The organism is Psychrobacter glaciei (assembly GCF_014652895.1).
GTDB classification, from domain to species: Bacteria; Pseudomonadota; Gammaproteobacteria; order Pseudomonadales; family Moraxellaceae; genus Psychrobacter; species Psychrobacter glaciei.
Genome location: NZ_BMZR01000006.1, coordinates 79464 through 105742 on the forward strand (window position 1 = coordinate 79464; position 26279 = coordinate 105742).

Annotated in this window: 23 protein-coding genes; 17 read left to right on the top strand and 6 right to left on the bottom strand. The window is 42.7% G+C overall.

Annotation, left to right across the window (positions count from 1 at the left end; all coding sequences use genetic code 11):
* The first annotated feature begins 348 nt into the window (after nucleotides 1-348).
* The 9 genes from IE130_RS12160 to IE130_RS12200 all read left to right on the top strand — a co-directional run bounded on the left by IE130_RS12160 (nucleotide 349) and on the right by IE130_RS12200 (nucleotide 9735).
* The gene (locus tag IE130_RS12160) at nucleotides 349-2181 is read left to right on the top strand and encodes an acetolactate synthase 3 large subunit (protein ID WP_189586296.1); all 1833 of its coding nucleotides are present in this window, start codon (nucleotides 349-351) and stop codon (nucleotides 2179-2181) included.
* On the top strand, nucleotides 2181-2678 hold the full coding sequence (gene ilvN, locus IE130_RS12165) for an acetolactate synthase small subunit (protein ID WP_010196775.1): 498 nt from the start codon (nucleotides 2181-2183) through the stop codon (nucleotides 2676-2678). The genes IE130_RS12160 and ilvN overlap by 1 nt, the downstream gene beginning before the upstream one ends.
* Before the next feature lie 168 nt (nucleotides 2679-2846).
* Nucleotides 2847-3863, top strand: a complete 1017-nt coding sequence (gene ilvC / locus IE130_RS12170; RefSeq protein WP_189586298.1) for a ketol-acid reductoisomerase — start codon at nucleotides 2847-2849, stop codon at nucleotides 3861-3863.
* 235 nt (nucleotides 3864-4098) lie between these two features.
* Nucleotides 4099-4524, top strand: a complete 426-nt coding sequence (locus IE130_RS12175) for a hypothetical protein (RefSeq protein ID WP_189586300.1) — start codon at nucleotides 4099-4101, stop codon at nucleotides 4522-4524.
* 355 nt (nucleotides 4525-4879) lie between these two features.
* A complete protein-coding gene (locus tag IE130_RS12180) occupies nucleotides 4880-5092 on the top strand; it encodes a cold-shock protein (RefSeq protein ID WP_010196799.1) in 213 nt (70 codons plus the stop codon).
* Between the two features lie 263 nt (nucleotides 5093-5355).
* Nucleotides 5356-5916: a DUF421 domain-containing protein gene (locus IE130_RS12185; protein ID WP_189586303.1), complete on the top strand. Its 561-nt coding sequence runs from the start codon at nucleotides 5356-5358 to the stop codon at nucleotides 5914-5916.
* Nucleotides 5917-6355: 439 nt separating this feature from the next.
* Nucleotides 6356-7105 carry an electron transfer flavoprotein subunit beta/FixA family protein gene (locus tag IE130_RS12190; protein WP_010196801.1) on the top strand — a complete coding sequence of 250 codons (750 nt, stop codon included), beginning with the start codon at nucleotides 6356-6358 and terminating at the stop codon, nucleotides 7103-7105.
* A gap of 132 nt (nucleotides 7106-7237) precedes the next feature.
* Complete coding sequence (locus IE130_RS12195; protein ID WP_010196802.1) at nucleotides 7238-8170, top strand: electron transfer flavoprotein subunit alpha/FixB family protein; 933 nt, start codon at nucleotides 7238-7240, stop codon at nucleotides 8168-8170.
* A 374-nt stretch (nucleotides 8171-8544) separates the two neighbouring features.
* A complete protein-coding gene (locus IE130_RS12200; protein WP_189586306.1) occupies nucleotides 8545-9735 on the top strand; it encodes a cupin-like domain-containing protein in 1191 nt (396 codons plus the stop codon).
* A 115-nt stretch (nucleotides 9736-9850) separates the two neighbouring features.
* Here the strand turns inward: IE130_RS12200 and IE130_RS12205 are convergent, their stop codons facing one another.
* Nucleotides 9851-10645: a TrmH family RNA methyltransferase gene (locus IE130_RS12205; RefSeq protein ID WP_010196807.1), complete on the bottom strand. Its 795-nt coding sequence runs from the start codon at nucleotides 10643-10645 to the stop codon at nucleotides 9851-9853.
* A 102-nt stretch (nucleotides 10646-10747) separates the two neighbouring features.
* Nucleotides 10748-11731, bottom strand: coding sequence for a class 1 fructose-bisphosphatase (locus IE130_RS12210; RefSeq protein ID WP_189586309.1), 984 nt, complete (start codon nucleotides 11729-11731; stop codon nucleotides 10748-10750).
* A 389-nt stretch (nucleotides 11732-12120) separates the two neighbouring features.
* Here IE130_RS12210 and IE130_RS12215 point away from each other — a divergent pair, with 389 nt between their 5' ends.
* From IE130_RS12215 to IE130_RS12225, 3 genes are read left to right on the top strand one after another with little or no spacing between them, the layout of a single operon-like run.
* Nucleotides 12121-13194: an aspartate carbamoyltransferase catalytic subunit gene (locus IE130_RS12215; RefSeq protein ID WP_189586312.1), complete on the top strand. Its 1074-nt coding sequence runs from the start codon at nucleotides 12121-12123 to the stop codon at nucleotides 13192-13194.
* Nucleotides 13195-13248: 54 nt separating this feature from the next.
* On the top strand, nucleotides 13249-14460 hold the full coding sequence (locus tag IE130_RS12220) for a dihydroorotase (protein WP_189586315.1): 1212 nt from the start codon (nucleotides 13249-13251) through the stop codon (nucleotides 14458-14460).
* Entirely contained in the window at nucleotides 14453-15001 is a 549-nt protein-coding gene (locus IE130_RS12225) for a DUF2127 domain-containing protein (protein ID WP_189586317.1), read from the top strand. Before IE130_RS12220 ends, IE130_RS12225 begins: the two co-directional genes overlap by 8 nt.
* A 452-nt stretch (nucleotides 15002-15453) precedes the next feature.
* Here the strand turns inward: IE130_RS12225 and IE130_RS12230 are convergent, their stop codons facing one another.
* The 3 genes from IE130_RS12230 to IE130_RS12240 all read right to left on the bottom strand — a co-directional run bounded on the left by IE130_RS12230 (nucleotide 15454) and on the right by IE130_RS12240 (nucleotide 20171).
* Nucleotides 15454-16722: a cation:proton antiporter gene (locus IE130_RS12230; protein ID WP_189586320.1), complete on the bottom strand. Its 1269-nt coding sequence runs from the start codon at nucleotides 16720-16722 to the stop codon at nucleotides 15454-15456.
* 116 nt (nucleotides 16723-16838) lie between these two features.
* A complete protein-coding gene (locus IE130_RS12235) occupies nucleotides 16839-18455 on the bottom strand; it encodes a DUF2254 domain-containing protein (RefSeq protein ID WP_189586323.1) in 1617 nt (538 codons plus the stop codon).
* Nucleotides 18456-18617: 162 nt separating this feature from the next.
* Nucleotides 18618-20171 (bottom strand): YihY/virulence factor BrkB family protein, encoded by a 1554-nt coding sequence (locus IE130_RS12240; RefSeq protein ID WP_189586326.1) that lies wholly within the window; start codon nucleotides 20169-20171, stop codon nucleotides 18618-18620.
* Nucleotides 20172-20514: 343 nt separating this feature from the next.
* Here IE130_RS12240 and wrbA point away from each other — a divergent pair, with 343 nt between their 5' ends.
* Nucleotides 20515-21132 carry an NAD(P)H:quinone oxidoreductase gene (wrbA, locus tag IE130_RS12245; protein WP_189586329.1) on the top strand — a complete coding sequence of 206 codons (618 nt, stop codon included), beginning with the start codon at nucleotides 20515-20517 and terminating at the stop codon, nucleotides 21130-21132.
* A 56-nt stretch (nucleotides 21133-21188) separates the two neighbouring features.
* Nucleotides 21189-21662: a hypothetical protein gene (locus tag IE130_RS12250; RefSeq protein ID WP_189586332.1), complete on the top strand. Its 474-nt coding sequence runs from the start codon at nucleotides 21189-21191 to the stop codon at nucleotides 21660-21662.
* A 90-nt stretch (nucleotides 21663-21752) separates the two neighbouring features.
* On the opposite strand, the gene IE130_RS12255 is transcribed toward IE130_RS12250, so the two are convergent.
* Nucleotides 21753-22523 (bottom strand): DUF3108 domain-containing protein, encoded by a 771-nt coding sequence (locus IE130_RS12255; RefSeq protein ID WP_189586335.1) that lies wholly within the window; start codon nucleotides 22521-22523, stop codon nucleotides 21753-21755.
* Nucleotides 22524-23386: 863 nt separating this feature from the next.
* On the opposite strand from IE130_RS12255, the gene IE130_RS12260 reads away from it, so the two are divergent.
* From IE130_RS12260 to IE130_RS12270, 3 genes are all read left to right on the top strand, one after another.
* Nucleotides 23387-23680, top strand: coding sequence for a co-chaperone GroES (locus IE130_RS12260; RefSeq protein ID WP_025652227.1), 294 nt, complete (start codon nucleotides 23387-23389; stop codon nucleotides 23678-23680).
* Nucleotides 23681-23777: 97 nt separating this feature from the next.
* Nucleotides 23778-25427: a chaperonin GroEL gene (groL, locus tag IE130_RS12265; RefSeq protein WP_189586337.1), complete on the top strand. Its 1650-nt coding sequence runs from the start codon at nucleotides 23778-23780 to the stop codon at nucleotides 25425-25427.
* A gap of 368 nt (nucleotides 25428-25795) precedes the next feature.
* Nucleotides 25796-26173: a hypothetical protein gene (locus IE130_RS12270; protein WP_189586340.1), complete on the top strand. Its 378-nt coding sequence runs from the start codon at nucleotides 25796-25798 to the stop codon at nucleotides 26171-26173.
* Nucleotides 26174-26279: the final 106 nt, after the last annotated feature.

The window sequence follows — 26279 nt, forward strand, 5'->3', positions numbered from 1 at the left end:
CAGATGATCTTATGACGTAGTATTGGCTATTAGAATTATTTTATGACTTTAGCTATAGCAGCGCCTCTTCTACAAACACTATCGCTCATAAGTAATAAGCCTCTTTTATAGGTGCATTCGCATCTTGTCATGGTATATCGATAAACTCCTGTCACAAAACTGACCCCAAATACATTGCTGTGTTTGAGTATTATCTTGCGTTGTACGACGCGATTGCTTAAATATAGTGGGCACACATTCTTGATATGGACAAGGATTGGCAATCATTTTTATAAGATTTAAAATAACGCCCAAACGTGGTTGTTTTCTTTTATAAAATAACGCAAATTCTCGCCGCAAAAAAAGGTGATGACAGTGACGCAAACCACGCAAAGTCCGAATATGACGGGACATACCCAAACAGGTAATGCCGCCAAAAATTTTGAAGAAAAGCAACAACGTCTTGCTGAAGGTAGCAAGCAGCCTGTGATGCTATCTGGTGCTGAGATGCTGGTGCAATCGCTGACGGATGAGGGTGTCAAATATATCTTTGGCTATCCAGGCGGCGCAGTGCTGCACATTTATGACGCGTTGTTTCAGCAAGAAAACATCGAACATATTTTAGTGCGTCATGAGCAAGCAGCCGGCCATATGGCTGATGCTTATTCGCGAGTAACTGGTAACACAGGTGTCGTGCTGGCCACGTCAGGTCCTGGTGCTACCAATACAGTAACTGCGATTGCCACCGCATTCATGGACTCAGTTCCGATGGTGGTGATTTCAGGTCAGGTGCCAAGCAGCCTAATCGGTGAAGATGCGTTCCAAGAAACCGATATGATCGGGGTCTCTCGTCCTATCGTGAAGCATAGCTTTCAAGTACGCCATGCTAGCGAAATTCCAATGATTGTCAAAAAAGCCTTTTTTATTGCGCAGTCTGGTCGTCCAGGTCCTGTCGTCATTGACGTACCAAAAGATATGACCGCGCCTAGCGAAAAATATGCCTATGAATACCCAGAAGAGGTGTTTATACGCTCGTATCAGCCTTCAGTGAAAGGGCATGGCGGCCAAATTAAAAAAGCGGTTGAAACCTTATTATCAGCGCAGCGTCCTGTTATCTATGCTGGCGGTGGCGTGATTTGGAGTAAAGCCCATAAAGAGCTGACCGAACTTGCACATCGTCTAAACTTGCCAGTGACCAATACGCTAATGGGTTTGGGAACATTCCCTGGTTCTGATCGTCAGTTCTTGGGTATGCTCGGTATGCACGGTACTTATGAAGCCAACATGAGCATGCATCATGCAGATGTTATTTTGGCGGTTGGTGCGCGTTTTGATGACCGTGTCACCAATAATGTCAAAAAATTCTGCCCGAATGCGACTATTATTCATATCGATATCGATCCAGCTTCTATCTCCAAGACTATTCTTGCCCACATTCCTATCGTTGGTGACGTAAAATCGGTTCTTACGGATATGTTAGAGATCATCGGTGAAGATAAAGAATTGGAGCAGCATGCCCTATTAGATTGGTGGTCACAGATTAATGAATGGCGTAAGCGTCATGGTCTGCGTTATGACACCAGTACCGAAAACGGCATCAAGCCACAAAGTGTCGTACAAGCACTAGACAGAGTGACCAACAGCAACGCCATTATCACCAGTGACGTCGGTCAGCATCAGATGTTTGCCGCGCTTTACTATACTTATCTAGAGCCGGGTCAGTGGCTCAATTCGGGTGGTTTAGGTACGATGGGTGTTGGCTTACCGTATGCAATGGCAGCCAAGCTTGCTAATCCAGATCGTGATGTGGTCTGTATTACTGGCGAAGGCTCTATTCAGATGAATATTCAAGAGCTATCGACATGCCTGCAATATAATCTACCGGTCAAAATCTTGAACCTAAATAACGCTCAGTTAGGTATGGTAAAACAGTGGCAAGACATGCTGTATGAAGGTCGTCATGCGTCATCTTATATGAATTCATTACCAGACTTTGTCAAGCTAGCTGAAAGTTATGGTCATGTTGGTATCAAGATTACTGATCCTGCCACCATGGAAGCACAGATTGCAGAAGCCATGGCAATGAAAGACAAGCTGGTATTTATTGACGTTTATGTCGATCGTAATGAGCATGTGTATCCAATGCAAATCGCTGGACAGACGATGCGTGATATGTGGTTAACCAAAGGGGAGCGTACCTAATGCAACAACAACATCTGATTTCGGTATTGATGGAAAACGAAGCGGGTTCGTTGTCGCGGTTAGTCGGCTTGTTCTCACAACGTGGTTATAATATCGAAACCTTAAACGTCGCCCCAACGGAAGATCCGAGTATTTCGCGTCTGACAGTGACGACGATTACTTCTCCTGAAAGAATTGAGCAGATCACCAAGCAATTGCATAAATTGATTGAAGTGGTTAAAGTGCTTAATCTATCAGACACCGTTCACGTTGAGCGCGAGTTAATGCTAGTCAAAGTTCGCGCAACGGGTAGCGTGCGTGAAGAGATCAAACGCAGCGCAGATATTTTCCGTGCACAAATTGTTGACGTCAATGCCAACCTCTATACGATTCAGATCGTTGGTGATACGGCTAAGCTCGATGGTTTTATCGATACTATCGGTCGAGAACGTGTCTTAGAAGTGGTACGTTCGGGTGTGATTGGTATTGCACGTGGAGAAAAAACACTGAGTATTTAATACGCTTAGTGGCTGAGCAACTGAATAGTTAATCAAAATAATTTTAGTTAGAATCTATCTATTTACCATTAACATAACGCTTATGTTAGTGACCATTTTACGATAATGGCTACTGCATAAGCGTTTATTATCCATGGCACGCCATGATTGAGGAAAAGGACTCTATTTATGAACGTTTATTATGATAAAGATTGCGATCTATCGATTATCCAAGGCAAAAAAGTTGCGATTATTGGTTACGGTTCACAAGGCCATGCACACGCACTTAACCTACAAGATTCAGATGTCGATGTGACTGTTGGTCTACGCGCAAACTCAAGCTCATGGAAAAAAGCGGAAAACGCTGGTCTAAAGGTTGCTGAAGTTGCTGATGCAGTTAAAGCTGCTGACGTGGTTATGATTTTGACCCCTGATGAGTTCCAAAAAGAGCTTTATAACAATGAGATTGAGCCTAACATCAAAGAAGGGGCTACGTTAGCTTTTGCTCATGGTTTCGCGATTCATTATAACCAAGTCGTTCCTCGCAGCGATCTTAATGTCATCATGGTTGCCCCGAAAGCACCTGGTCACACAGTTCGTAACGAATTCACCAAAGGTGGCGGTATTCCAGATTTGATCGCTATCTATCAAGACGCCTCAGGTCAAGCCAAGCAATTAGCTTTGTCTTACGCAGCTGGTGTTGGTGGTGGTCGTTCAGGCATCATCGAAACCACGTTCAAAGATGAAACTGAAACTGATCTATTTGGCGAGCAGGCCGTACTTTGTGGCGGTGCTGTTGAGCTAGTAAAAATGGGTTTTGAAACGCTAACAGAAGCGGGCTATGCGCCAGAAATGGCTTACTTTGAGTGTTTGCATGAGCTTAAGCTTATCGTTGACCTCATGTATGAAGGCGGTATCGCTGACATGAACTACTCAATCAGTAATAACGCTGAATACGGCGAATATGTCACTGGTAATGAAGTTATCAATGAGCAATCACGCGAAGCCATGCGTAACGCGCTAAAACGCATCCAGTCTGGCGAATACGCAAAAATGTTCATCAGTGAAGGTGCTACCAACTATCCATCAATGACGGCTCGTCGTCGTAACAATGCTGAGCATCCAATTGAAATCACTGGTGCTAAGCTACGCGGTATGATGCCATGGATTGGTGGTAATAAAATCATTGATAAAGACAAAAACTAAGTCAATATTTTATGATAATAAGGCTTAAGAAGCCTTAAAAAAACCCGTGTTATCAAGTGATAGCACGGGTTTTTTATTGCTATCAATACAAAGATATTTTTGAAAATGTCTCAATAGTAACGGTTGAAAACTAGCAATAGCACCCAATATAAGCAAGCGTCGTCGGTTCAGTTAGATGACTATGTCGATGGTTGTTTCTCTTCTTATTTTTTCCATAGATTACAGGTTGTATGTTGTGCAAATATCTTTTCCAGACTGGCTAACGCCGCAATTCGTGTATATTACTCTTAGTGCTGTCGTGGCTGTTTTGATTTGGATCGAAGGTGAGATGCTCAAAGGCACCGATGGCAAGCTGCCACAATCTAAGTTTTTTCAAATCAGCTCGCTGCTAGACACTTCATGGTTTTTTATCTCTGTGGTGATGTTATACGTGATCGATCTAACGCCGTTAGCGGTTGCAGTACCTGCGGCATACGGGATTTATACGGTGTTTGGTTGGGTTTACGGCACCAAATTGTTAAAGCGTAAAGGTATCCCAGATTCACCCAAAGATTTGGTCATACCAGCTAAGTATATTGCTTATAGCCAATCGTTTTCTTTAATATTTTTTGCCCTTTGCTTACTGGTGTTGACCTCACCATGGCTACCTATAGCACAGTAAATGTATGCAAAAAGTGATAGGATCTAATTTTTATTATTGAATATATATAACAAGAATATTGAAATTGAAAGTAATAAACAGGGTCTAGAAGAGATAACGAGCCATTAAAGTACGGTGCTAAATGGTGATTAAAGGCTTCTTATATTGTTTACAAAACTCTGTAATTTAATATGTTGCAGTCAAAAAAAACTGTTATAATCAAGCTGTACTCAATGGATTTGAGGCGAAAACCATAAGTTATCTCTTTGATATATTATGAGTTTGAGCCGTCGCATTCAGCAAAGAATCTAGGGTATATATCAATTAATCGGTGATGACACACGTCTCGCCAACAGTTAAAGAGTCAGGAAAATTTATGTCAGATAAAGTTGAAGGCACTGTAAAGTGGTTTAATGAAGCTAAAGGTTTTGGTTTTATCGCTCAAGACAATGGCGGACAAGACGTATTCGCTCACTACAGCGCTATCCAAGGTGGCGGTTTCAAAACCCTAGCTGAAGGCCAAAAAGTATCTTTCATCTTAGGTGATGGCAAAAAAGGCCCACAAGCTGAGCAAATCGAAGCCATCTAATTTTAACGGCTGTTGAGTATCACTGTTAACAGTATTCTCAGCAATGTTAATTTTAATAAGATGTATAGATTTCTTTGTTTGTTAAAACAATAAAAATACTGTTTAGACTTTAAAGAAAAGCAACCTCTCATCAGGTTGCTTTTTTTGTGCCATTTATTTCACATTGAAAATAACTGTCGTTAAATACTAGCGGTTTGAACGGTCGATGATTCCAGATAATGTAACGTATTTACGTAATAAAAATGCAGGAAAGAGGGTGTTTTATGAAGTGGCATACATGGTTTTCAATTGAATGGCAGCAAGTATTGGGTATTTCATTATCAGCGCTTGGGTTTTATTTAGGACTCATGTTATTTACGCGATTGATGGGGCTACGAAGTTTTTCTAAGCTCTCGAGCCATGATTTTGCCATGACAGTTGGTATTGGTAGCATACTGGCCTCAACAGTGTTGTCCGATAGCCCGTCTTTGTTACAAGGCTTATTCGCCGTTGCTGTGCTATTTATGATTCAAGGGGTTATCTCAGTTATCAGACGTAAAGTCAAACCCTTGAAATCCTTGATTGATAATCAGGCCATCATACTGATGGCGCATGGTGAATATTTTTTGGATAACCTAAAAGAAGCGAATTTGAGTACCAGTGATGTGCAAGAAGTACTACGCAAAAATGGGCTCAAATCCAAGAGCGAAGTCTTTGCAGTTATTATGGAAACCACAGGGGACATGAGTGTCATTAAAAATGATAACACCATTCCCGATTGGTCGTTGTTTGATGATATTCGTGATAGTGATTTGTTGATTAAGCCTGATAAAAGCACTTTATAAATTGTTTTAAGGGCATAAAAAGCATTGAGGTGATAAATAATAACAAAACGTTAAGTAAGTAATGCGATGATAATGCTATAAAGGGCAAAAGGTCAAGCCCCTTATTAGAATGAAACCGTAAATAATAGGTCTATAAACTATTTTTTTAAGAATAGTGACAAATTTATGACGCATTATTCACGGCACTGCCTTGACCTTAAGGCGCTGCTCGCGCAAGATAGATAGGTCTGATAATAACGGTTGGCTTAGCTTTAACAGATTTGATGAGTAGGGAATAGTAGACCGATACCCTTTGGTATTGTTTTGGCATTTCTGACTATTAATTTGCTGTTGAGGCAGTAACGACCTTAAGTAGCACTTTGAACGACAGTTTAAAAGATGAACCTTTGGTTTTTAACTGACAATTTTTTAATTCATAACATTAATAAACGAGGAACGTATGAAAGCATTAGTAGCGGTCAAGCGTGTCATTGATTATAACGTAAAAGTTCGTGTAAAAGCTGATAACTCTGGCGTGGATCTATCTAACACTAAGATGTCAATCAACCCTTTTGATGAAATTGCAGTAGAAGAAGCCGTTCGTCTAAAAGAAGCGGGTGTGATTGATGAAATCATTGTTGCGTCTATTGGTCCAAAAGAGTCACAAGAGCAAATCCGTGCAGCGCTAGCATTGGGTGCTGATCGTGGTGTTTTAGTATTGACTGACGCTAAGCCTTATCCACTGCAAATCGCTAAGATTCTGAAAAGCATTGCTGAGTCTGAATCTACAGATATTATCCTATTGGGTAAGCAAGCGATTGATGACGACAACAACCAAACTGGTCAGATGCTAGCCGCATTGATGGGCATTGGTCAGGGTACGTTTGCCTCAGAAGTAAAAGTTGAAGGCGATAAAGTTAACGTCACGCGTGAAATCGATGGTGGTTTACAAACGCTTGCGCTTGACTTGCCAGCGGTGATTACGACTGATTTGCGCTTGAATGAGCCACGTTATGCCAAACTGCCTAACATCATGAAAGCGAAGAAAAAGCCACTTGATGAAAAAACGCCAGCTGATTTTGGTGTTGATATGGCTTCTAAGCAAGAGATTATTAAAGTTGTGCCACCTGCTGAACGTAAAGCTGGTATTACAGTGAAGTCAGTTGATGAATTGGTCGATAAGCTAAGAAACGAAGCAAAAGTAATCTAGTACTTTGTTATAGCGTATTCTGTGTGAAATTATCATAACGCTGCTCGTGTATTTTAAAGCTAAGCGTACGAATAATTTTATGAACAGATGACCACATGAATAGATGATACGAACAAATAAAGGATAAAAACAATGGCAATTTTGGTATATGCAGAACATGACAATGCCAGTCTAAAAAAGGCAACTTTAAACACTATCGCTGCTGCTAAACAAATGGGTAGTGATGTCCATGTATTGGTCGCCGGTAGTGGCGCGCAAGCAGTGGCTGATGAAGCAGCAAAAGCTGAAGGCGTGGCTAAAGTACTATTGGCTGACAATGCGGCTTATGAGCATCAATTGGCTGGTAACATAGCGCTATTGGTTGCTGATATTGCTGGCGATTACAGCCATATCATTGCACCTGCTACAACGACTGGCAAAAACTTTATGCCACGTGTTGCGGCATTACTTGATGTGAGCATGTTGTCAGAAATCTCTGCTGTCGTAGATGCGCAAACTTTTGAGCGTCCTATCTATGCAGGCAACGCAACAGCGACTGTTAAAACATCAGAAGATAAAGTAGTATTGACTGTACGTACGACCGCATTTGATCCAGTCGCGAGCGAAGGTGGTTCAGCCACAGTTGAAGCAATCGATAACGTACAAGAAACCGGTAAATCAAGCTTTGTTAACGAAGAGATGGCGAAATCTGACCGTCCTGAATTGACTTCAGCTGGTATAGTTGTTTCTGGTGGTCGTGCATTGGCCAATGGTGAGAACTTCACCAAGTACATCGAGCCATTAGCCGACAAATTAGGCGCAGCGGTTGGCGCATCACGTGCTGCTGTTGATGCAGGCTATGTACCAAACGATATGCAGGTCGGTCAAACGGGTAAAATCGTTGCACCGGATCTATATATCGCTGCTGGTATCTCAGGCGCGATTCAGCATTTGGCTGGTATGAAAGATTCTAAAGTCATCGTTGCTATTAACAATGACCCAGAAGCGCCTATCGCTAGCGTTGCGGATTACTTCTTAGAAGCTGATTTGTTTGAAGCATTGCCTGAGCTAACTAGCAAGGTGTAAGCTTGAACGATTAAGCGTCTGATATCGCTTAATCTATGATAAATCGTAAAGCCTCCGATTCAATGAATCGGGGGCTTTTTTATGGGATATTTTAGATGCTGATATTTTCTATGCCACTTTTTATATCGCTGCAATTTAGCTTATTTTTATTACTATTTTCAAAATGGTAATACGCCTTAGAATTTATCTAGATTTTATAAGACCTATCAAAATGAGGGCATACGCTAGTCAAATCGATAAATGTCAGCTACTATACTGATACTATCATTTGATTTGTATTTTTTCAGATTGATCTGACTATAGATGACTAAATGATAGACCAATTAATTAGTACGTTAAGGGATTAGGAGATACTAATGGAGGCAGGATTAAACATGTCAGAACGCTTACCTCAAGAATGGAATGATTGGGTAACAACGAATATGATGCGCGGTGTTCGAGCAGAGACAATCGTTCAAACACTAAAGGATAATCGCTTTTCAGACGCTCAAATCAAAGTCGCACTGAGTGATGATTTTAAGGTAGCAGCAAACGACAGTAAACAACCGATTCGTAGGCTACCAAATAATTGGAAAGAATGGGTCGCTACCAATTTGCTTGAAGGCACGAGTAAAAACAGTATTGCGAACGTATTGACGCAGCAAGGGTTTAGTCATGCGGAGATATTACTAGAAATAGAAACGGCTTCTAAAAGTCCTTACCTACAGGCAGGCGTTAAAGCCGCTAAGCTCCTAAAAAAACGAGAATGGCTGCTTAGCACCTGCGATGACTTGGCCAAGTTAGATCCTGGTTATAACAAGCAAATTGATGTGATCGATACGCCACCGTTTGAGGTGTTTATTAAAGATTACTATAGTAAACATAAGCCTGTGGTACTAAAAAAAGGCATTGATCATTGGCCAGCACTAAAAAAATGGAGCCCGCAGTATTTTGCAGATACGTTGGGAGATGCAGAAATTCAGGTGCAGTTCAACCGCGAGAATGATGCGCTTTTTGAACGTCATTCTGATAAGTATCGTAAATCAATGCTGATGTCTGAATTTGTCAATATGATAGAAAATGACGGTGAAAGTAACAACTATTATATGACTGCTAATAACACGCAACAAAACGTTGAAACCATTAAACCGGCACTTGATGACATTGGTGATTTTGGTAAAGGTTATCGACAGCTTTTGGACAATGATGCGGCCTTTAGTACGTATTTTTGGATGGGACCCAAAGGAACATTTACGCCGCTACACCACGATTTGACCAATAATATGCTGGTTCAAGTATATGGTGCTAAGAAAGTAACATTGATTCCAGCATGGCAAGTACCTTGGTTATACAATGATTTGCACGTATATAGTGAAGTGGATTTTCCTACTTTCGATCTGAAGAAACATCCTTTGATGCGGCATGTGACCCCAGTTGAAATCACTATTGAAGCTGGCGACGCATTATTCATTCCTATCGGGTGGTGGCATTGTGTGAATGGACTGGAAAAATCTATTAGTATTAGTTTTACTAACTTTAATGCACCGAATAACTATTCTGCAAGCTTTATGGAAGCACAAAACTGATGTGTATGTAGAGTTGAGTGAATAAGATCTAAATAAAAAAAAGACTGAATAAACATATTTATTCAGTCTTTTTTTTATCAATCTTTTATCTGTACTACATAAATGACAGTGCGCTTTAGGAGTAGCTTCTTTGACGTAGCGTTTCATATAAGCATAATGAGCCTGCAATGGCGACATTGAGGCTTTCTTGGCCATTGGGCTGTGGTAGAGCGATAGGGGTGGCACACTGCATCAGTTCATCGCAAACGCCTTGACCTTCATGTCCCATAATCCAAGCGATTGGCTCTTTCAAGTCATGTTGATAAATAATCGTATCGGTATGTGAACTGGTCGCTAAAAGTGGTACTTGGACATAATCTAAGATGTCTTGCACACTTAGACCTTCATAGATAGTTAGGGCAAACTGCGCACCCATACCTGCTCTTAGCGTCTTAGGAGACCATGCTTGCGCTGTGGCATCGGTACAGAGTATGTTCTTGATGCCAACTGCTGCTGCGGTGCGTAGTAGGGTACCAACATTACCACTGTCTTGGACATCATTCAGAATCAGGCAGTCATCATTGATTATCGCTAAGCTAGGCGTCGGTATATTAATAAGCGCCATGATATCGATACCCGTACCCAAGCTACGAATACTCTCATATAGCGAGTCTGATAGCGTTAGAATAGGCGTATAAGTCGGCAGACGAGTTAAAACCTGCTGCACCTCAGAATGCTGATGTGCGGATTCTGCTAGCAATATTTGGGTAAACGGGTAGTCGCTACGCAGAGCTGCATCGATGAGATGAATCCCTTCGATGACAGTTTGACCTTGTTTTTTACGCTGTCGAGCTTGCGCCAATAGTGCCTTGACCAGTTTGACCGTCGTATTTTTATCTGAGGTAATCAGCTCGGTGGGATTTGCTACCATAATGGATCGCTTAGAAAAAAAGATAGAGAATTTGGACACTCATTATAAATCCACATCAATAATGGACATTATAATGAGTGTTACCGGACTGGTTCAGCTGACTTATTTATCAGTGTGCTTTACATGTAAGTCTTTAATATAATTGACTTCATTCTTGCTACCGAGTACCACTGGGACGCGCTGATGAATATCCGTCGGTTCGATATCTAGGATACGATGGACAGCATCAGTAGCACCGCCACCAGCACGCTCGATTAATAAGCTCATTGGGTTGGCCTCATACATCAAGCGCAATTTTCCTGCTTTGTGAGCGTATTTGGTGTCAAACGGATAAGTAAAGAGACCACCGCGGCATAAGATACGGTGCACATCACCAACCATGGCGGCAACCCAGCGGGTGTTGAAATCGCGACCACGCACACCAGCTTCGCCAGCAATCAGTTCATCGATATACTGTTGCATGGGCGCGCGCCAATAGCGATAATTTGAGCTATTGATCGCATACTCGCTTGTATCAGCATCAATTTGGACATAGTCTTCAATGAGTACATAATCATTGGTGTCTGGATCTAAGCTAAACATGACAACGTTATCTGCTATGGTCAATGCTAGGACGGTAGAGGTGCCGTATAACAAATAGCCAGCTGCTAGCTGCTTATTACCCGCTTGCAAATAATCGCTATTTTCACTTGTCTGACCTTGACGCTCATACGGTAAAATAGAGAAAATAGTGCCCACTGCCATATTGATGTCGATATTTGATGAGCCATCAAGGGGGTCGAACAATACCAAAAGACTGCCATCAGCATTGGCGGCGGTAGCATCATCAAGCTCTTCTGAGGCAACACCTGCGCAATGAGTATTTTTTGCCAACGCATCAAGCAATAAATCATTTGCCAGTACGTCTAGTTTTTTTTGCTCTTCGCCTTGGACGTTTTGATTGCCGGCTTCACCCAAGATATCTGCCAACGCCCCTTTTCTAAGCAACTGCGAAATAGTTTTGCCAACGTCTGTGACCGTCGTAATGACGTCATTCAGTGCAGGGCTGGTCGCATTGGCGTTTAAATAGTGTGCTAAGGTCGTCATGAGGCTTCCTAATAAATGGCCTAGAAATTTGAAAAAAGATAAGCGCTAAAGCAGTTTGCAGGTAGCATTAACCACTCTTGGAGCAGGTAAATATTTAAATAGGTGGTACGGCGTCTTTGTCCCACACACAAAATCAGCTACACTATCTCTGTTATTATTCATTGATAGTTTTAGAGTACTGGTTTTTTATTGTGGTGGGTATATGTCTATGACTATTATCTAATAGCGCTGCCGAACTTGTTTTACATCGCTTATACTATTAGGGTAAATTGTAGCAAATAAGCACCTAAATGTCCCTGTATCTGTGCGTATCCGCTATAAATGAACAAACAAAGATGAATAATCCGTTATTATTGACTCATATAAACCAACGATAAAGACTTGTCATTATGTCAAATTCTATTGATAGTAGCGCAACACACACCATCTCACCGACAGATTATGCCAAATTCGACCCCGATACTATTCATCAAAAACTAAATACCTCGTTGAGTCGTCCACAGCTTAATATAGATGGCGGCATCCGGCATTTTTTGGGCGTAGAAGGGTTAAATAAAGCCCAATTGCAGGCGATTATTGCCAAAGCTGAGACATTTTTTGATGAGAATGGACAATTAATCAATCGTCCTGAGCTCGAAGGCTACACGGTGATGAACCTGTTTTTTGAGCCATCAACGCGTACACGTACGACCTTTGAAGTGGCAGAAAAACGTCTGGGTGCTAATGTGCTCAATATCGATATTGAACGCTCTAGCACTAAAAAAGGCGAAAGCCTGCGAGATACCTTGTGGAACCTACAAGCCATGACGGCGGATATTTTTGTCGTACGCCATTCTGCTTCAGGCGCTGCCCACTTTATGGCGACCGAAGTCACACCAGACATTGCTATCATCAATGGCGGTGATGGCTGGCATGCCCATCCGACCCAAGGGATGCTGGATATGCTCACCATTCACCGTGAAGCGCCGCGTCCTTTTGAAGAATTATCGGTGGCAATCGTTGGGGATATAAAGCATTCACGCGTCGCGCGCTCGGACATCAGCGCCTTGCAAACGCTAGGCGTTACAGATATTCGCGTCTGCGCACCACGTACATTATTGCCCAAAGGCATTGAGCGTTTTGGTGTGCAAGTTTATGAAAATATGGATGAGTGCGTGACAGACTGCGATGTGATTATGGGCTTGAGAATTCAAAACGAGCGTATTGGCTCGCCATTACTGGCGTCATCAAATGAATACTATAAGCACTATGGCATCACTCCAGAGCGGGTCGCACTTGCTAAACCTGATGCGTTGGTGATGCACCCAGGACCTATGAATCGTGGGGTGGAGATTGCCTCTAGCGTTGCCGATGGGGCACAATCTGTGATTTTAAAGCAGGTGAATAACGGTATTGCTATTCGTATGGCGGTATTGTCGCTTGCGATGGAAGGTCAACGCGCTCATCAAGCAGCTGGCAAGTAATCGCTGCTGCGCTGTTTTATTCTCACTTATTTTATTGATACGGTAATAACGCTCATGTCTACTATGCTCAATACTGATGCACCGCTCATTGACCATCTCCCTGATACTTTTAAAGCATCACTTTCAGATACTGCGAGAACTAAGCTGGCTAGCCTTGAGGCTGGACGCGAGATGTGGTTACTGCCACCGTTGGTTGATTTGTGTGCCCGTTTACGTGAACCAGGCCAACAACAACACGGTACGCTAAAGTCAGAAGGTTGCGCTGCTCGAGCCAATGGTTTTTTGCATGTAGTGACGCCACCCGATACCAATCCTATCTTAGAAAACGGCTCGCTGTTAAAAGGTTTGCGTGAGCGCGCGCTTGAAGATGGCGGTATTTATTTACATATCTTGGGTGCACTAACGGCAGGTTTGGAAGGTGAGCGTCCGTCTAATATCGCAGGACTCAAAAAAGGGGGCTGTATTGCGGTCTCTAATGCGCGTAGACCTTTTGCCAATGATTTGGTATTGCTGCGTACTTTAGAATATGCCGCAACCTTTGGGATGAAAGTATTCTTTTATCCTGACGAGTCCAGTCTGTCAGGAGATGGGGTGGCACATGAGGGCTATATTGCCTCATATCATGGACTAAAAGGTATTCCATGGATTGCAGAGACTGTGGCCTTGTCTACTCAGCTATTGATGGTCGAAGAAACGGGAATTGCTGCTCATTTTAGCCAATTGTCATGTAAGTCTTCCATTGAGCTAATGCGCTGGGCGAAGGATAAAGGTTTGCCGGTTACTTGTGATGTGGCCATGCATCAGTTGTATTTAACCGATGACAATTTAGAGGGTTTTAATGCCCAAGCTTACGTGTTACCGCCACTGCGCAGTAATACAGATCAGCAAGCCATCCGTCGTGGATTAAAAGATGGCACCATTGATGCGATTTGTAGTCATCATGAGCCATTGAACAGTACTGCCAAAAAAGCGCCCTTTGCCGATTGTACGCCCGGTATTTCAAACTTCGATACCTTTATGGCGCTGGCATGTCAACTGGTCAATGATGACGTACTAACGCTAGAGCAGTTGGTCGATAAAATCTGTCTGAATCCTGCAAAAATCGCTGGCATTAGCATGCAATATGAACACATTGGCGGTGCCGTATTGGTCGACCCAAATATCGAGTGGCAAGTCACTGCGCAATCGATGCTGTCAAATGGTAAAAACACGCCGTTCTTTAATCAGAAATTGCAAGGGCGCGTCGTGGAGACGTTCTTTGGCTAATTTTCCCCAACGGGACGAGGATTTACAGACATCTTCGAGGGCTAATCGCCATGACCGGTCAAGTCATGACGATAGGTTGCGCGGTGAATCTAGTGAGTCGATTAAAGCGGTAGCCGTCTATGAAGTGGCTAAAGGGGTCAGCGCGCTACTCGGGGCAGTCGCGTTATGGTTATGGCATACTGACCTTGAGCGTTGGCTCGCCACTGCCACAGAAACTTGGCAGCAGAACTTTGGTCATTTCCTTGCACCGCAAATCGACAGCACTGTGCGGATTGCCCAGCAGGCAAGTAAAAATTGGCCTTTGTTTCTATTATTTATATTTGTCTATGCAGCGATACGTTTCATTGAAGCTTATGGCTTGTGGCAAGATAAGACATGGGCCTATTGGTTCAGCGTCATCGGCTACGGAATATTTATTCCCATAGAACTGTATTATCTGATCGCTCGTCCTTTTGACTGGTTTAAGCTGGCTATTTTTATTTTAAACATTGTCATCGTTATTGTGGTGTATCGTAATATGAAAAGAAAAGGTCTAATATAAAGTTTTATCGTCAGAGCACTTTTAAACCGCTACGGTGTTGCCCGTCCTAGATGTACTCAGTGTACTATAGTCAATCCACTATAAAAGCGTTACAGCGTTAACCTCGCTTGAGGTATTAAATATACATCTACACTCGGTTGCCTTGTACCACTTTTAAATTGAACAGACTATATCTGCGGTCGGTCGCCTTGTAGCGATTCTAACATTCCTTGGCTATAGATACTGATTAAAAAACCCAGTATAAAGTTAAGGACTTTATACTGGGTTTTTATTATCTGCAAGCTTTTATAATGGATATTTTTATTGTTTACATAGTCAGTGAAAAGTAATATCAATAAATCACGCACTGCTGATATCAATTTTTCTTGCTTGCTTGCTGTGCCTGTGCAGACAGAGGCTACAAAAAATTAATATCAGCAGTATCGTAGCGTTTTAGAGTTCTTTGACTATAGCTAAACGGTTTTCTCGTCAGTACGAATGCTTTTGGCGACTTTGCCGACGCTCAAGCCTTGCACCAAGATGGAGAAAATGACGACGGCATAAGTAAGTGCCAATAAGATATCGCGCTCTGTGCCCATAGGCAATTGCAGTACTAGGGCAACCGAGATACCACCGCGCAATCCGCCCCATGTCAGCACTTTCCATGCACCAGCTGGCAAGTTAAGTTGACGACTAAAGGTCTTAGTAGTCATGCCAACCACGATCAGCCTTGCTAATAGAGCGATGATAATGGTCAGACCACCTGCGATAAATAAGTTACCCGAACAGGCGATTATCACAACTTCAAGACCAATCAAAACAAACAAAATAGCGTTGAGAATCTCGTCTATTAACTCCCAAAACAAATCAATATAGTGGCGAGTCTTATCACTCATCGCCAGCTCGCGACCGCGGTTGCCGACCATTAGCCCCATCATTACCATGGCTAGGGGCCCTGATAAATGCCAATGACTGGCCAGCGCGTAGCCACCTATGACACCTGCTAAGGTTAATAGCACCTCCTCTTGGTAACTATCAATGCTCTTTAGTAAATAATACAAAATCGCACCGAGCACTAAGCCAAAGACAACACCGCCACCAGCCTCGACAGCCAAGGTATGTGCTACATAATTAGCGGTCGGAATATCACCGCTAGACAAAATACCAAGCAGCAAGACAAAAATAACGACGCCGATGCCATCATTGAATAAGGACTCGCCAGCAATGACCGTCTCGATGCTTTTTGGCGCACCAGCCGATGCAAGGATACCCATGACCGCAATCGGATCAGTCGGTGATATTAAAGCACCAAACAATAAGCACCACAGAAAGGGTAGGCCAAAGTCAAATAGGGGCAGCATAAAATACAGGGCAGTGGCAATGAGTAACGATGACACTATGGTGCCGATACCTGCAAGAATACCAATGGGTAATTTATAACGTTTTAAATCACTAATATTTACGTGCAACGCTGCTGCAAATAACAGCATAGAAAGCATGCCATCGAGTAGTACTTCAGTAAAATCAAGCTGCTCTAATAAGCTGACCTCATAATCAATGAGCTGGTCAAAGCCTAAAAAGCCCAAAAAAATCGCGCCGATAGATAAGAGAATGGAGATGACCATGACACCAATGGTGGTGGGCAAACCAATAAAGCGATGATTAACATAGGTCAATAAGGCGGTAATAGATAAAAAAATCGCGCTGATTTCAAGGATGGTCAGACTGGTGGTAGATGCCATGAAAGAAGTCTCAGGGTGAATGTAAAGATATCTCTAAGCCAAAAGCTTATGAGTGTTGCGTCAATAGGATGTTCGTTCTTATCTGCTGGCATTCGATGTGCCAATAACTCAGATCATTAGCTTGATTCTGTCTGTAGCGCTTTATCAATGTGGGCAGCAAACTCACCAACATATGTAAAATATTGATGGGCAGCGTCGTCGTCAAGGATAAATTGCTTTGCCTGTTGGCACATGGCTTTTAGATCATCGATTAATTCGATATAGCTCAGATTTTCCTCGCCTGCGCGCGCAACCAATTTCAGTTCGTGCAGCAGGGTTTGCTGTTGTGCTGTATTTACTCGAGCGTAGTTCAGATCGACCATTGCCTGACAGAGGGCTTTTAGTACCATCAAGTCGGCAGTCGCGTAACGGCGTATCTCACCAAGTGAGGTATCAATAAAGTCTGATATTCTTGGTGTATGAGTGACGACAGCTAGCATTGTAAATCGTTGCTCACTGCTAGTATCAGCGTCGTCGTTTTGCGTTGGTGGCGTATAAAAGTGATAAGGACTTGGTGGTTGACGACGCATGATAATACTCAAGCAAGTGGTCAGTGACTGTACACAATTGACCGCCGTTTTGGGATCATTGATACCAGGAGACAGGGCACGCACGGCTATCTCGGTCATTTGTCCTAGACTATAAGCGATATCATTAGAGTGTGTTACGCGCTGCTCAATACGTATGCAGGTGGCAAAGCGCTGCCAAAACATGCCATCGGGTGTACGCGGAATAACAGCCAAGTGTGCTGTCTTCGTCCTTTTTAGGTTGTTTGGATGATCCGCTGGGCGTTGATAAAAATAGCCAATAACGTTTTTGTCAGTGACAAAATCGCCAAGATTGGCATGGAGTTGCACCACGCCACCGTAGTCTTGTGTCAATGTGATCAACGACTCTAGATAAATTTGTTGTAAGTAACCACAGCTTGGCGAATAGATAGTCGTCTTCGGCCAAGCGTAAAACTGCTCAACGTCATTGTCTTCAACATCACGCTGATGTGTGATGTCACACTGGTCACTATACCAATGGTAAATACTTTTAATCGCATCGTTGCTGGCATTTTGAATGACATGCGATGCTTGAATGGCATGTACCATATGTTGAACAAAATATACCAATAACAAGGCACAGATAATCGCCATGATAATGGCAAAGGTTACTGCTAATTGCGGCACACCAAATGCAACGTCATACTTATGAATCGACTTTAAGACCAATAAACTATAACTAAAGGTACCGATAAACGCACCAAGGACAAATTGGTTTGGCGTATCTGTCAAAAAATTACGTAACAATCGCGGCCCAAATTGCGAGGAGGCCATCGATAGTACGGCAATAGTTATCGAAAACGTGGTACCTGCGACGCCAAGTACCGCTCCTGCAATCGCGGTCATAATTGCGCGTGCCGCATCATCATCGCCCGTAAAGGCAAAACTGAGCTCCCTGACGGTTTCACGGTCAAAGTGCTCATCAATCGTGACTAAGATAGGCGCGAGTATTATACCCACGAGTACACAAGCAGTCGGGATAAACCAATAAGAGCCAATCAAATGCTCCCAAAGGTTTCTAAAGCGATCAGGCAAGTCGGTTAGCGTCTTTAGCGACCATAACTGTGCGAGATTTTTTAGTCCGTTTTGTCCTGTATTGACAGCGCGGGTAAAGAGGCTGTTTTTAGCATGGTCATTGGCTGCCATAGGTATTGAGGTATCCAAAATAATAGTTATTTGACAGTTATATGGCTTGGTTGGTTAAAATTCATCATCAGTTCAATACAAGAAAGTACGGCAAGCATGATATCCAACCGGGGTGGGTTTCCCTTGCTAACCGTACTATTACCGCTCAATTACTGATTTTACTCATATTGCTTTTGGATTGTCTGCTTCAGTAATGATAGTGTTTTTACCTTCGCGTCTACCAGCATCGGTCTCTACTGGTTGTTCGCCAGTGTCTTTAGGAATAATAATTTCATGGTCATGATTGTCGCAGTCTACATCGCTGTCTTTATCATACGCCACAGGATCAAAATGCGGGACATCATTATGAACGTCTGAAGTATCTTTGGCTAATTGCTGAGTTGGGGTAGTCATCGTTTTTCTAAACAGTTTGTCCCTCTTATGCGGATGAGAGTCAGCGTCGTCATTTGCTGATTTTTTGCGAGGCTCGCTGTTTGTGAAGATAGTGCCCAATGGTAAGTTTAGCTGTGCTTTGGCAAATGCCTCAGTATTTTCAAATCGAGTAACCAATAGGCTTAGCCAAGGTTTTTGATCTTCTTGATTCATCTCGTCCAGCTCATCCTTAATGGGCAGCGGATAAGGCAATGTACGATAAAAGTCCCATAACGTCATGTTGCGCAAGTCTTTTTTAAGCACATAGTCATCGTCTTCGGTCATAGTAATGAGATTGCTATCTTGCAGATAGTTAATATAGGTATACCACTTTGGTAACTCTTTGCGGCCCAGCACATTACGTAGTGCTTGCTCGCTAACCGCTTCACCCTCTAAGTGATGGGTATACACGAGATTTAGCATGTCTAACAAGCTAAGCAGCGGATGGCGTGGGTAGACTTCTTCAGTTTCAAAAATCGTCAAGGTGTAACTAATCTCAACCCCTAATAAAATTAAATTCCAAGACAAATATATCCATAATAAAAAGATAGGGAGCGCGGCAAAAGCACCATAAATCGCCTCGTAACTGGTAAAGTTTGCCATCACAGTACCAAAAAGATGCTTCATCAGCTCAAAGACGATGGCAACAAAGATACCGGCAATCGCTACGTTTTTTGCTGGTACGCGAGCTTTTGGGATAAACCAATACATCCCGATAAAACCAGCGATGGTGATGCCAATTGAAACGGCTTGTACCCAAAAAGACCAATCAATGCCATAACCCGCAATTTGGCGGTTTAAAAAACTCAGGCTTTGCACGGTACTCGATGCGATAAATGCCGTACCTAAAACCAGCGGCCCTAGGGTAACGATGGTCCAATAGCGCAGCATGCTTTTGATGCCACCTGAACGATTTTCTACGCGCCAGATTTGGTTAAAAGCGCGCTCAATGGTCGTCAAAGTCATGATGGTCGTAAAAAATAACACCATCGCACCAATGATGGTGAGGTTTGATGATTTTTCCGCAAAGCTATTGATATACTCGCTGACCTGCATGCTTGATTGTGGCAGCAAGTTGCTATAAATCACCTCATAGATCTGTGCTCTGACCGAAGCCAATGCTGGTACTGATGACAAAATCATCAGTAGCACCGTTAATATCGGTACAATAGATAGCATGGTCGTATAGGTAAGTGACGCCGCTTTTTGTTGGCAGTTGTCTTCAAAAAAATGCCGAATCAAAAATCGTAAGAACTGAAACCAGCGTTGGTGTAAAAATGGGATTTTTTTTAATAAGTTTTCCATGTCGACCATTTAGCAGCGATAAGAGTGACAATAGTGTAACAAAAATGTACTATCCGCATCTGCCAAATAATTGTGTCAAAATGCACAGCGGCAACCGTTAACGGGTTTGGCTCGCTACAATGTCAAGCAGCGTTTGTTTGCATGTCAGTCAATGACTGGGGCATAATGTGCACATATATTCTGGTGTTTAATCCTGCACGATACACAGGCATAGAAGTGGCTGTGCGAAGGCATAGAAGTGGCTGTGCGAAAATTGACAGCCTAATGGCAGCGTAAAACGCTGGTACACTGCGAATACTGCTAAAGACAATAACGTCGATGATTTTATGAGGAAGTTTTGCTAATGAGTCAGACCACCCCTTATGTTTTGGTGCTTTATTATTCGAGTTATGGTACGACTAAGACATTAGCATATGCGATTGCACAAGGGATTGAGGATGCTGGCATGCCCGCACGTATCCGCACTGTGCCTACCGTTGCACCCGAAACCACGGCAAGCAAGCCTGCGATACCGGACGACGGTGATTTGTATTGTACGATGGATGATCTCAAAGATTGCAGCGGTCTGGCGCTTGGTAGTCCGACGCACTTTGGCAATATGGCTGCGCCCATGAAATACTTTTGGGACAATACGGTCACCCTTTGGCTGGCAGGCAATCTACAAAACAAGCCAGCTTCGGTATTTACAGCGACCGGCTCGATGCACGGTGGTCAAGAGACGACACTGCTGACCATGATGTTACCGTTGATGCACCATGGCATGATGATCGTGGGTATACCGTATGCAGAACCCGCCCTCAATCGTACCAATCGTGGTGGTACGCCTTATGGCGTGAGTCATGTTAGCGGCGCGTTGCATGATCAACCGGTATCTGCTGATGAGCGTGAATTGGCAATTGCGCAAGGTCGTAGACTTGCCATTACGGCGACAGCTTTAGCAAAGGCTAACTTTGGTCGCTAAGTCGCACTGATGCTAAGCCGCACTGATATATTGCTTATAAGGAAAAGATACTTCTAATGGCTATTAACCGTTCTGATAACGAGGCTAATGCCCCAATAGAAAAAGCTGCTGCTGCTGGCAAGCCTATTGCACCGATGCGTCAACGCTTGCTGCTCACGTGGTTGGTTTGGATGGCATACCGGTTGCTGGCCTTGCCGATTATGATCAGTGTTTTTAATCCGACTAGCCCTGATATCATTGGTGGCATTGCTTGGCAAACGCTGTGGTTGATTCCGGCTTTTATCTTGACACCAGTGATATTACGCGGCCGCTCGCCCTATATGCTATTGATTGGCAGTATGCTGACCTTGGTGTACTTAGGGGCTAGTGGGGTCGTGCTGTTTACTCGTTTTTATGGCAGCAGCGTGATTGAAATTCTGGTCTATTTGCTTGATTTTGTCTTACTATTTGCAATCAATGTTTGGTTGTTTATTTTATTAAAGCGTCTACCATCGATGAATAATGTCGTTAAGCAGCCTCGTTCTCGCTAGTCGTTCATTCTTGATTTACCAGTATAAAAAAGCGGCACTCTATATTAGAGCGCCGCTTTTTTTCGTATTTTTACTGGTGTGATAGAAGCCTTAATTGACTTTGGTTAATTCTAAGTCCATCTTTTTGCCATCGTTAATCTGACTTACTTTTACCGGTAAATAATCTAAGCTTGGCGCTAACCAAAAACTGGTAGAGCGGCTATTGTCATCATGGATACGATCGACACGCACGGTATCAAAGGTACCGGCTGGCACGGTGATTTTGGTATTGCCAGATTTTTTAAAGGGTGTTTTCTCAATTTTATCTTTCTTCGCCATATAGTAATTACCTGAGAATTTACCGTTCAGTAAATCTTGGCGAATTTGCACCTCAAGGCTCAAATCATCAAAGGCTTGCTGCGCCATACTCATGGTTGAGGTTTTGCCTCTATAGTTACTGGTAACCTTTTTGCTACTTGGGTTAAAGTCTAATTTATGTGTACGTCCAATACCTAGGAGCTTATAGGTGGTACTGGCCTGAGTTGGGATCACATTGTTACCATTGATGGTAAACGTACTATTTTGTGCCGCACTTGCGACGCCAGCCACCCGTGCATTGACATTGTACTTCCATGTATTGCCGGATTTGTTGAGCGTACGGGTAGCCGTGCCTTTATATTTGTCTTCCACGGTAAAGCTATAATTGGCGTTCGATGGCTGAATGGTTTTTGCGCTGGCAAGGTTAGGTGCGGTCATACTTAAAGCTCCGATAGCAGCAATACTGGCGCCCGTGGTCAAGGCAGTTAAGAGTTTGGACTTGCTGCGTGTGGTGTTGTTAGAATCGGCTATTGATGACTTTTTATTTTTTGATAAAAAATTCATGGATGTTCCTTAGTTAATATGATGCTGATATAGCAGCTTTTATAGATAGTTCTTATTATGTTGATAGCTTATGTTCATAGCTTATATTTCTAGCCTATATAATGGTCATACTCTGTTACATTTTCAAGAGCAACAGCAGACTGGCAGGTGTAGTGCTTGTAGCAAATGTTGCTATAAAGCTTGATCCAACGATTAGAGGTAACTTGCTGTAAAGTCAGCAATAAGAGACAAATAAAACATAGGTCTTATATTAAGTACCGCGATTTAGCAGCCTTTCATTCAGACTTTTATCCAGCCAACATTCCTCAATATATTCACTTCTCATTTTTCCAAAGTTAGTACATGGTATTTGCCAAATAATATTAAATGATAGAAAACACTGAATACCGAATTATCATTAGGGTCTGTTGAACATTTAAATGTGAAACTGGCAGGGGCTGTTTTTTAGACAATACGCAGTGAAATTTTTGACGCCTAGTCATTCTAGGTTAGACAATTTCGCCATGTATTGGCAAAAAATAGCCCTGCCCTGAAAGGCTGATGCTAAAATCATCCCAAACGTTGTTATAAACCTAGCTAAGGTCTCGACATTATCGTCGGTTTACGCTGATTCGATAAAAGGTTTGATGCGATTTTAGCGATCAGCAGTCCTAATATTTGAATGTTCAACAGACCCTAGAATAATCTTGTAAATTTTTGGCGTTTACACTTGAAGCTAGCCCATCTTGCCCCCACTTTTTGATACAAGCTCAAAGCTTATCTTTAGAATGCTGCTTTTAAGCGGTAATGCTTATAGATATTGGTATTGAGACCATTAATTCAAATAAACCCTTATTGTAAATAACTAAATTATTGGAGACATATTGATGAATATTCGTCCTTTACATGATCGTATTGTTGTCCGCCGCATAGAAGAAGAAACAAAAACGGCTGGTGGTATCTTGCTTCCTGGTTCTGCTCAAGAAAAGCCTTCACAAGGTGAAGTGCTAGCCACTGGTAACGGTCAGATTCGTGACAACGGTGAAACTCGCGCGTTAGATGTAAAAGCTGGCGACAAAGTTTTGTTCGGTCAATATGCTGGTCAAACTGTCAAGGTTGACGGCGAAGAACTACTTATCATGAAAGAATCTGATGTATTGGGTGTGCTAGAAGGCTAGTCCTTTTTGAGTATTAATTTATACTCAGCGCATTTTTGACAATATCATTGAAACATTTAATTGCATTCTCATACTTATAATAGTGGAGTAATTTAACATGGCAAAAGACGTAAAATTCGGCATAGATGCCCGTAAACAAATGATGGACGGCGTAAACGTTCTAGCAAACGCAGTACGAGTCACACTAGGCCCTAAAGGTCGTAACGTGGTAATCGATAAGTCGTTTGGCGCACCTACCATTACTAAAGATGGTGTTTCAGTTGCTAAAGAAATCGAGCTTGAAAACAAATTCGAAAACATGGGCGCTCAATTGGTTCGTGAAGTCGCTAGCCGTACCAACGATGTCGCTGGTGATGGTACGACTACTGCGACGGTATTGGCTCAGTCAATCTTGCAAGAAGGCATGAAATCAGTTGCCGCTGGCATGAACCCAATGGATCTAAAACGCGGTATCGATAAAGCGGTACGTGCAGCTGTTGAGCAAATTCATTTGCTATCTACTCCAGCTGACGATTCAAAAGCGATTGCCCAAGTTGGTTCTATCTCTGCCAACTCAGACACCAAAATCGGTGAATTGATTGCTCAAGCGATGGAAAAAGTCGGTAAGCAAGGCGTTATCACTGTTGAAGAAGGTTCAAGCTTTGAAGATACCTTAGAAGTTGTCGAAGGTATGCAGTTTGACCGTGGTTATATCAGCCCGTACTTTGCGAACAAGCAAGACAGCCTGACTGCTGAATTTGAAAACCCATATATTCTATTGGTTGACAAAAAAATCAGCAACATTCGTGAGATCGTACCATTGCTTGAGCAAGTCATGCAGCAGAGCAAGCCATTGCTAATCATTGCTGAAGACGTAGAAAATGAAGCATTGGCAACTCTAGTTGTGAACAACATGCGTGGCGGCTTAAAAACTTGTGCCGTTAAAGCACCCGGTTTCGGCGATCGTCGTAAAGCGATGCTAGAAGATATCGCAACGCTAACTGGCGGTACGGTTATCTCTGAAGAGATTGGTCTGAGCCTTGAGACTGCTACTCTAGAGCAACTTGGTACCGCTAAGAAAGTCACTGTCGGTAAAGAAAACACTGTGATCGTCGATGGCGCTGGTAACAAAGCAGATATCGAAAACCGTGTTGAATCTATCAAACGTCAAGTTGAAGAATCAACGTCTGACTACGATAAAGAAAAGCTTCAAGAGCGTATGGCTAAACTGGCTGGCGGCGTTGCCGTTATCAAAGTTGGCGCTGCGACTGAAACTGAAATGAAAGAGAAGAAAGATCGCGTTGATGATGCGCTACATGCCACTCGTGCAGCGGTTGAAGAAGGCGTAGTACCTGGTGGCGGTGTTGCTCTAGTTCGTGCAATGAATGCATTGTCTGAGCTACGTGGTGATAATGACGACCAAAACGCTGGTATCAATATCTTACGTCGCGCAATGGAAGCACCATTACGTCAAATCGTGACCAACTCTGGCGAAGAAGCCTCAGTGGTAGTCAACGAAGTGAAGAGCGGTAGCGGTAACTACGGTTACAATGCAGCTTCTGGCGAATATGGCGATATGCTAGAGATGGGTATCCTTGACCCAGCTAAAGTCGCTCGTTCAGCGCTAGAGAACGCTGCTTCTGTTGCCGGCCTAATGCTAACCACTGAAGTTATGATTACCGATTTGCCACAAGGCGATGACGGTATGGCTGGCATGGGTGCTGGCGGTGGAATGGGCGGTATGGGTGGAATGGGCGGCATGATGTAATTTTACTTTTACTACAAAGCGATTTTTCTTCGTCAGATGCGCTTAATGTACAATAGGTACTATTTTCGCTCGTCTTCCTCGACAAATCGCTTTTCGCTAGAAATATTACCAACGTCACAAAGTCTGTTTAATCATAAAAGCCCTGTTATCGAAAGATAGCAGGGCTTTTTTGCGTTTAATACAATAGTTAGCGTCACACAGAAAACTCCCAGCGAGCTGAGCTTACTGAGGTTTTTTATATCAAATTTGATTAATATTTCTAATATAAATTTAAATTTTCAATTAACTGATTATTAAGATATAGTTGTTATAGCGAATATATTCGCTATGAGTCGCAAGCAATCAATCAAACCATAAGGAATTAACAGATGAAAATACTATCGATTGTGATGGCAGTATCAGCGTTAGCTCTATTTTCTGTTCCTAGTTCAGCTGAATATAAATTTCAGAATAGTATGCAAACGTCTCAAAAAGCGATGAGCATGTCTCGGGTTGAACGACCACAAGTGATGCAGCTGTCGTTTAATAACAAAGAACGCAATACCAATGAAAAGGAGATTTACGAAAAGGTTATGAAAAATGCCAAAGCGAGCGGCTTTGAGCTCAAAGATATAGAAGCGATGAAAATAGCACATATCGTCAATGGCGCTTTAGATAATGAGCCGCCAGAAGCAGCGTCTATTAATATTAAAGTGACTATTCATCTAAAAAGACCAATTAAGATAGAGGTTGAGATTTCTCTATAATTTATTCGTTCTCTCATCAACAATTTTAAAAGCCATACTTTATGAGTCATTTACTCTATATACATAAAATAAGACCCTAATAGACTTTATATTTATTAGGGTCTTA

Coding starts and splice junctions, on each gene's coding strand:
- IE130_RS12210 (WP_189586309.1), bottom strand. CDS start 11,731: ATGACGACCTTAGCACACTATTTAAACGCCAATGCGACCAGCCCTGCA.
- IE130_RS12185 (WP_189586303.1), top strand. CDS start 5,356: ATGAAGTGGCATACATGGTTTTCAATTGAATGGCAGCAAGTATTGGGT.
- ilvC (WP_189586298.1), top strand. CDS start 2,847: ATGAACGTTTATTATGATAAAGATTGCGATCTATCGATTATCCAAGGC.
- IE130_RS12230 (WP_189586320.1), bottom strand. CDS start 16,722: ATGGCATCTACCACCAGTCTGACCATCCTTGAAATCAGCGCGATTTTT.
- IE130_RS12190 (WP_010196801.1), top strand. CDS start 6,356: ATGAAAGCATTAGTAGCGGTCAAGCGTGTCATTGATTATAACGTAAAA.
- groL (WP_189586337.1), top strand. CDS start 23,778: ATGGCAAAAGACGTAAAATTCGGCATAGATGCCCGTAAACAAATGATG.
- IE130_RS12235 (WP_189586323.1), bottom strand. CDS start 18,455: ATGGCAGCCAATGACCATGCTAAAAACAGCCTCTTTACCCGCGCTGTC.
- IE130_RS12180 (WP_010196799.1), top strand. CDS start 4,880: ATGTCAGATAAAGTTGAAGGCACTGTAAAGTGGTTTAATGAAGCTAAA.
- wrbA (WP_189586329.1), top strand. CDS start 20,515: ATGAGTCAGACCACCCCTTATGTTTTGGTGCTTTATTATTCGAGTTAT.
- IE130_RS12195 (WP_010196802.1), top strand. CDS start 7,238: ATGGCAATTTTGGTATATGCAGAACATGACAATGCCAGTCTAAAAAAG.
- IE130_RS12220 (WP_189586315.1), top strand. CDS start 13,249: ATGTCTACTATGCTCAATACTGATGCACCGCTCATTGACCATCTCCCT.
- IE130_RS12215 (WP_189586312.1), top strand. CDS start 12,121: ATGTCAAATTCTATTGATAGTAGCGCAACACACACCATCTCACCGACA.
- IE130_RS12270 (WP_189586340.1), top strand. CDS start 25,796: ATGAAAATACTATCGATTGTGATGGCAGTATCAGCGTTAGCTCTATTT.
- IE130_RS12160 (WP_189586296.1), top strand. CDS start 349: ATGACAGTGACGCAAACCACGCAAAGTCCGAATATGACGGGACATACC.
- IE130_RS12200 (WP_189586306.1), top strand. CDS start 8,545: ATGTCAGAACGCTTACCTCAAGAATGGAATGATTGGGTAACAACGAAT.
- IE130_RS12250 (WP_189586332.1), top strand. CDS start 21,189: ATGGCTATTAACCGTTCTGATAACGAGGCTAATGCCCCAATAGAAAAA.
- IE130_RS12240 (WP_189586326.1), bottom strand. CDS start 20,171: ATGGAAAACTTATTAAAAAAAATCCCATTTTTACACCAACGCTGGTTT.
- ilvN (WP_010196775.1), top strand. CDS start 2,181: ATGCAACAACAACATCTGATTTCGGTATTGATGGAAAACGAAGCGGGT.
- IE130_RS12255 (WP_189586335.1), bottom strand. CDS start 22,523: ATGAATTTTTTATCAAAAAATAAAAAGTCATCAATAGCCGATTCTAAC.
- IE130_RS12205 (WP_010196807.1), bottom strand. CDS start 10,645: ATGGTAGCAAATCCCACCGAGCTGATTACCTCAGATAAAAATACGACG.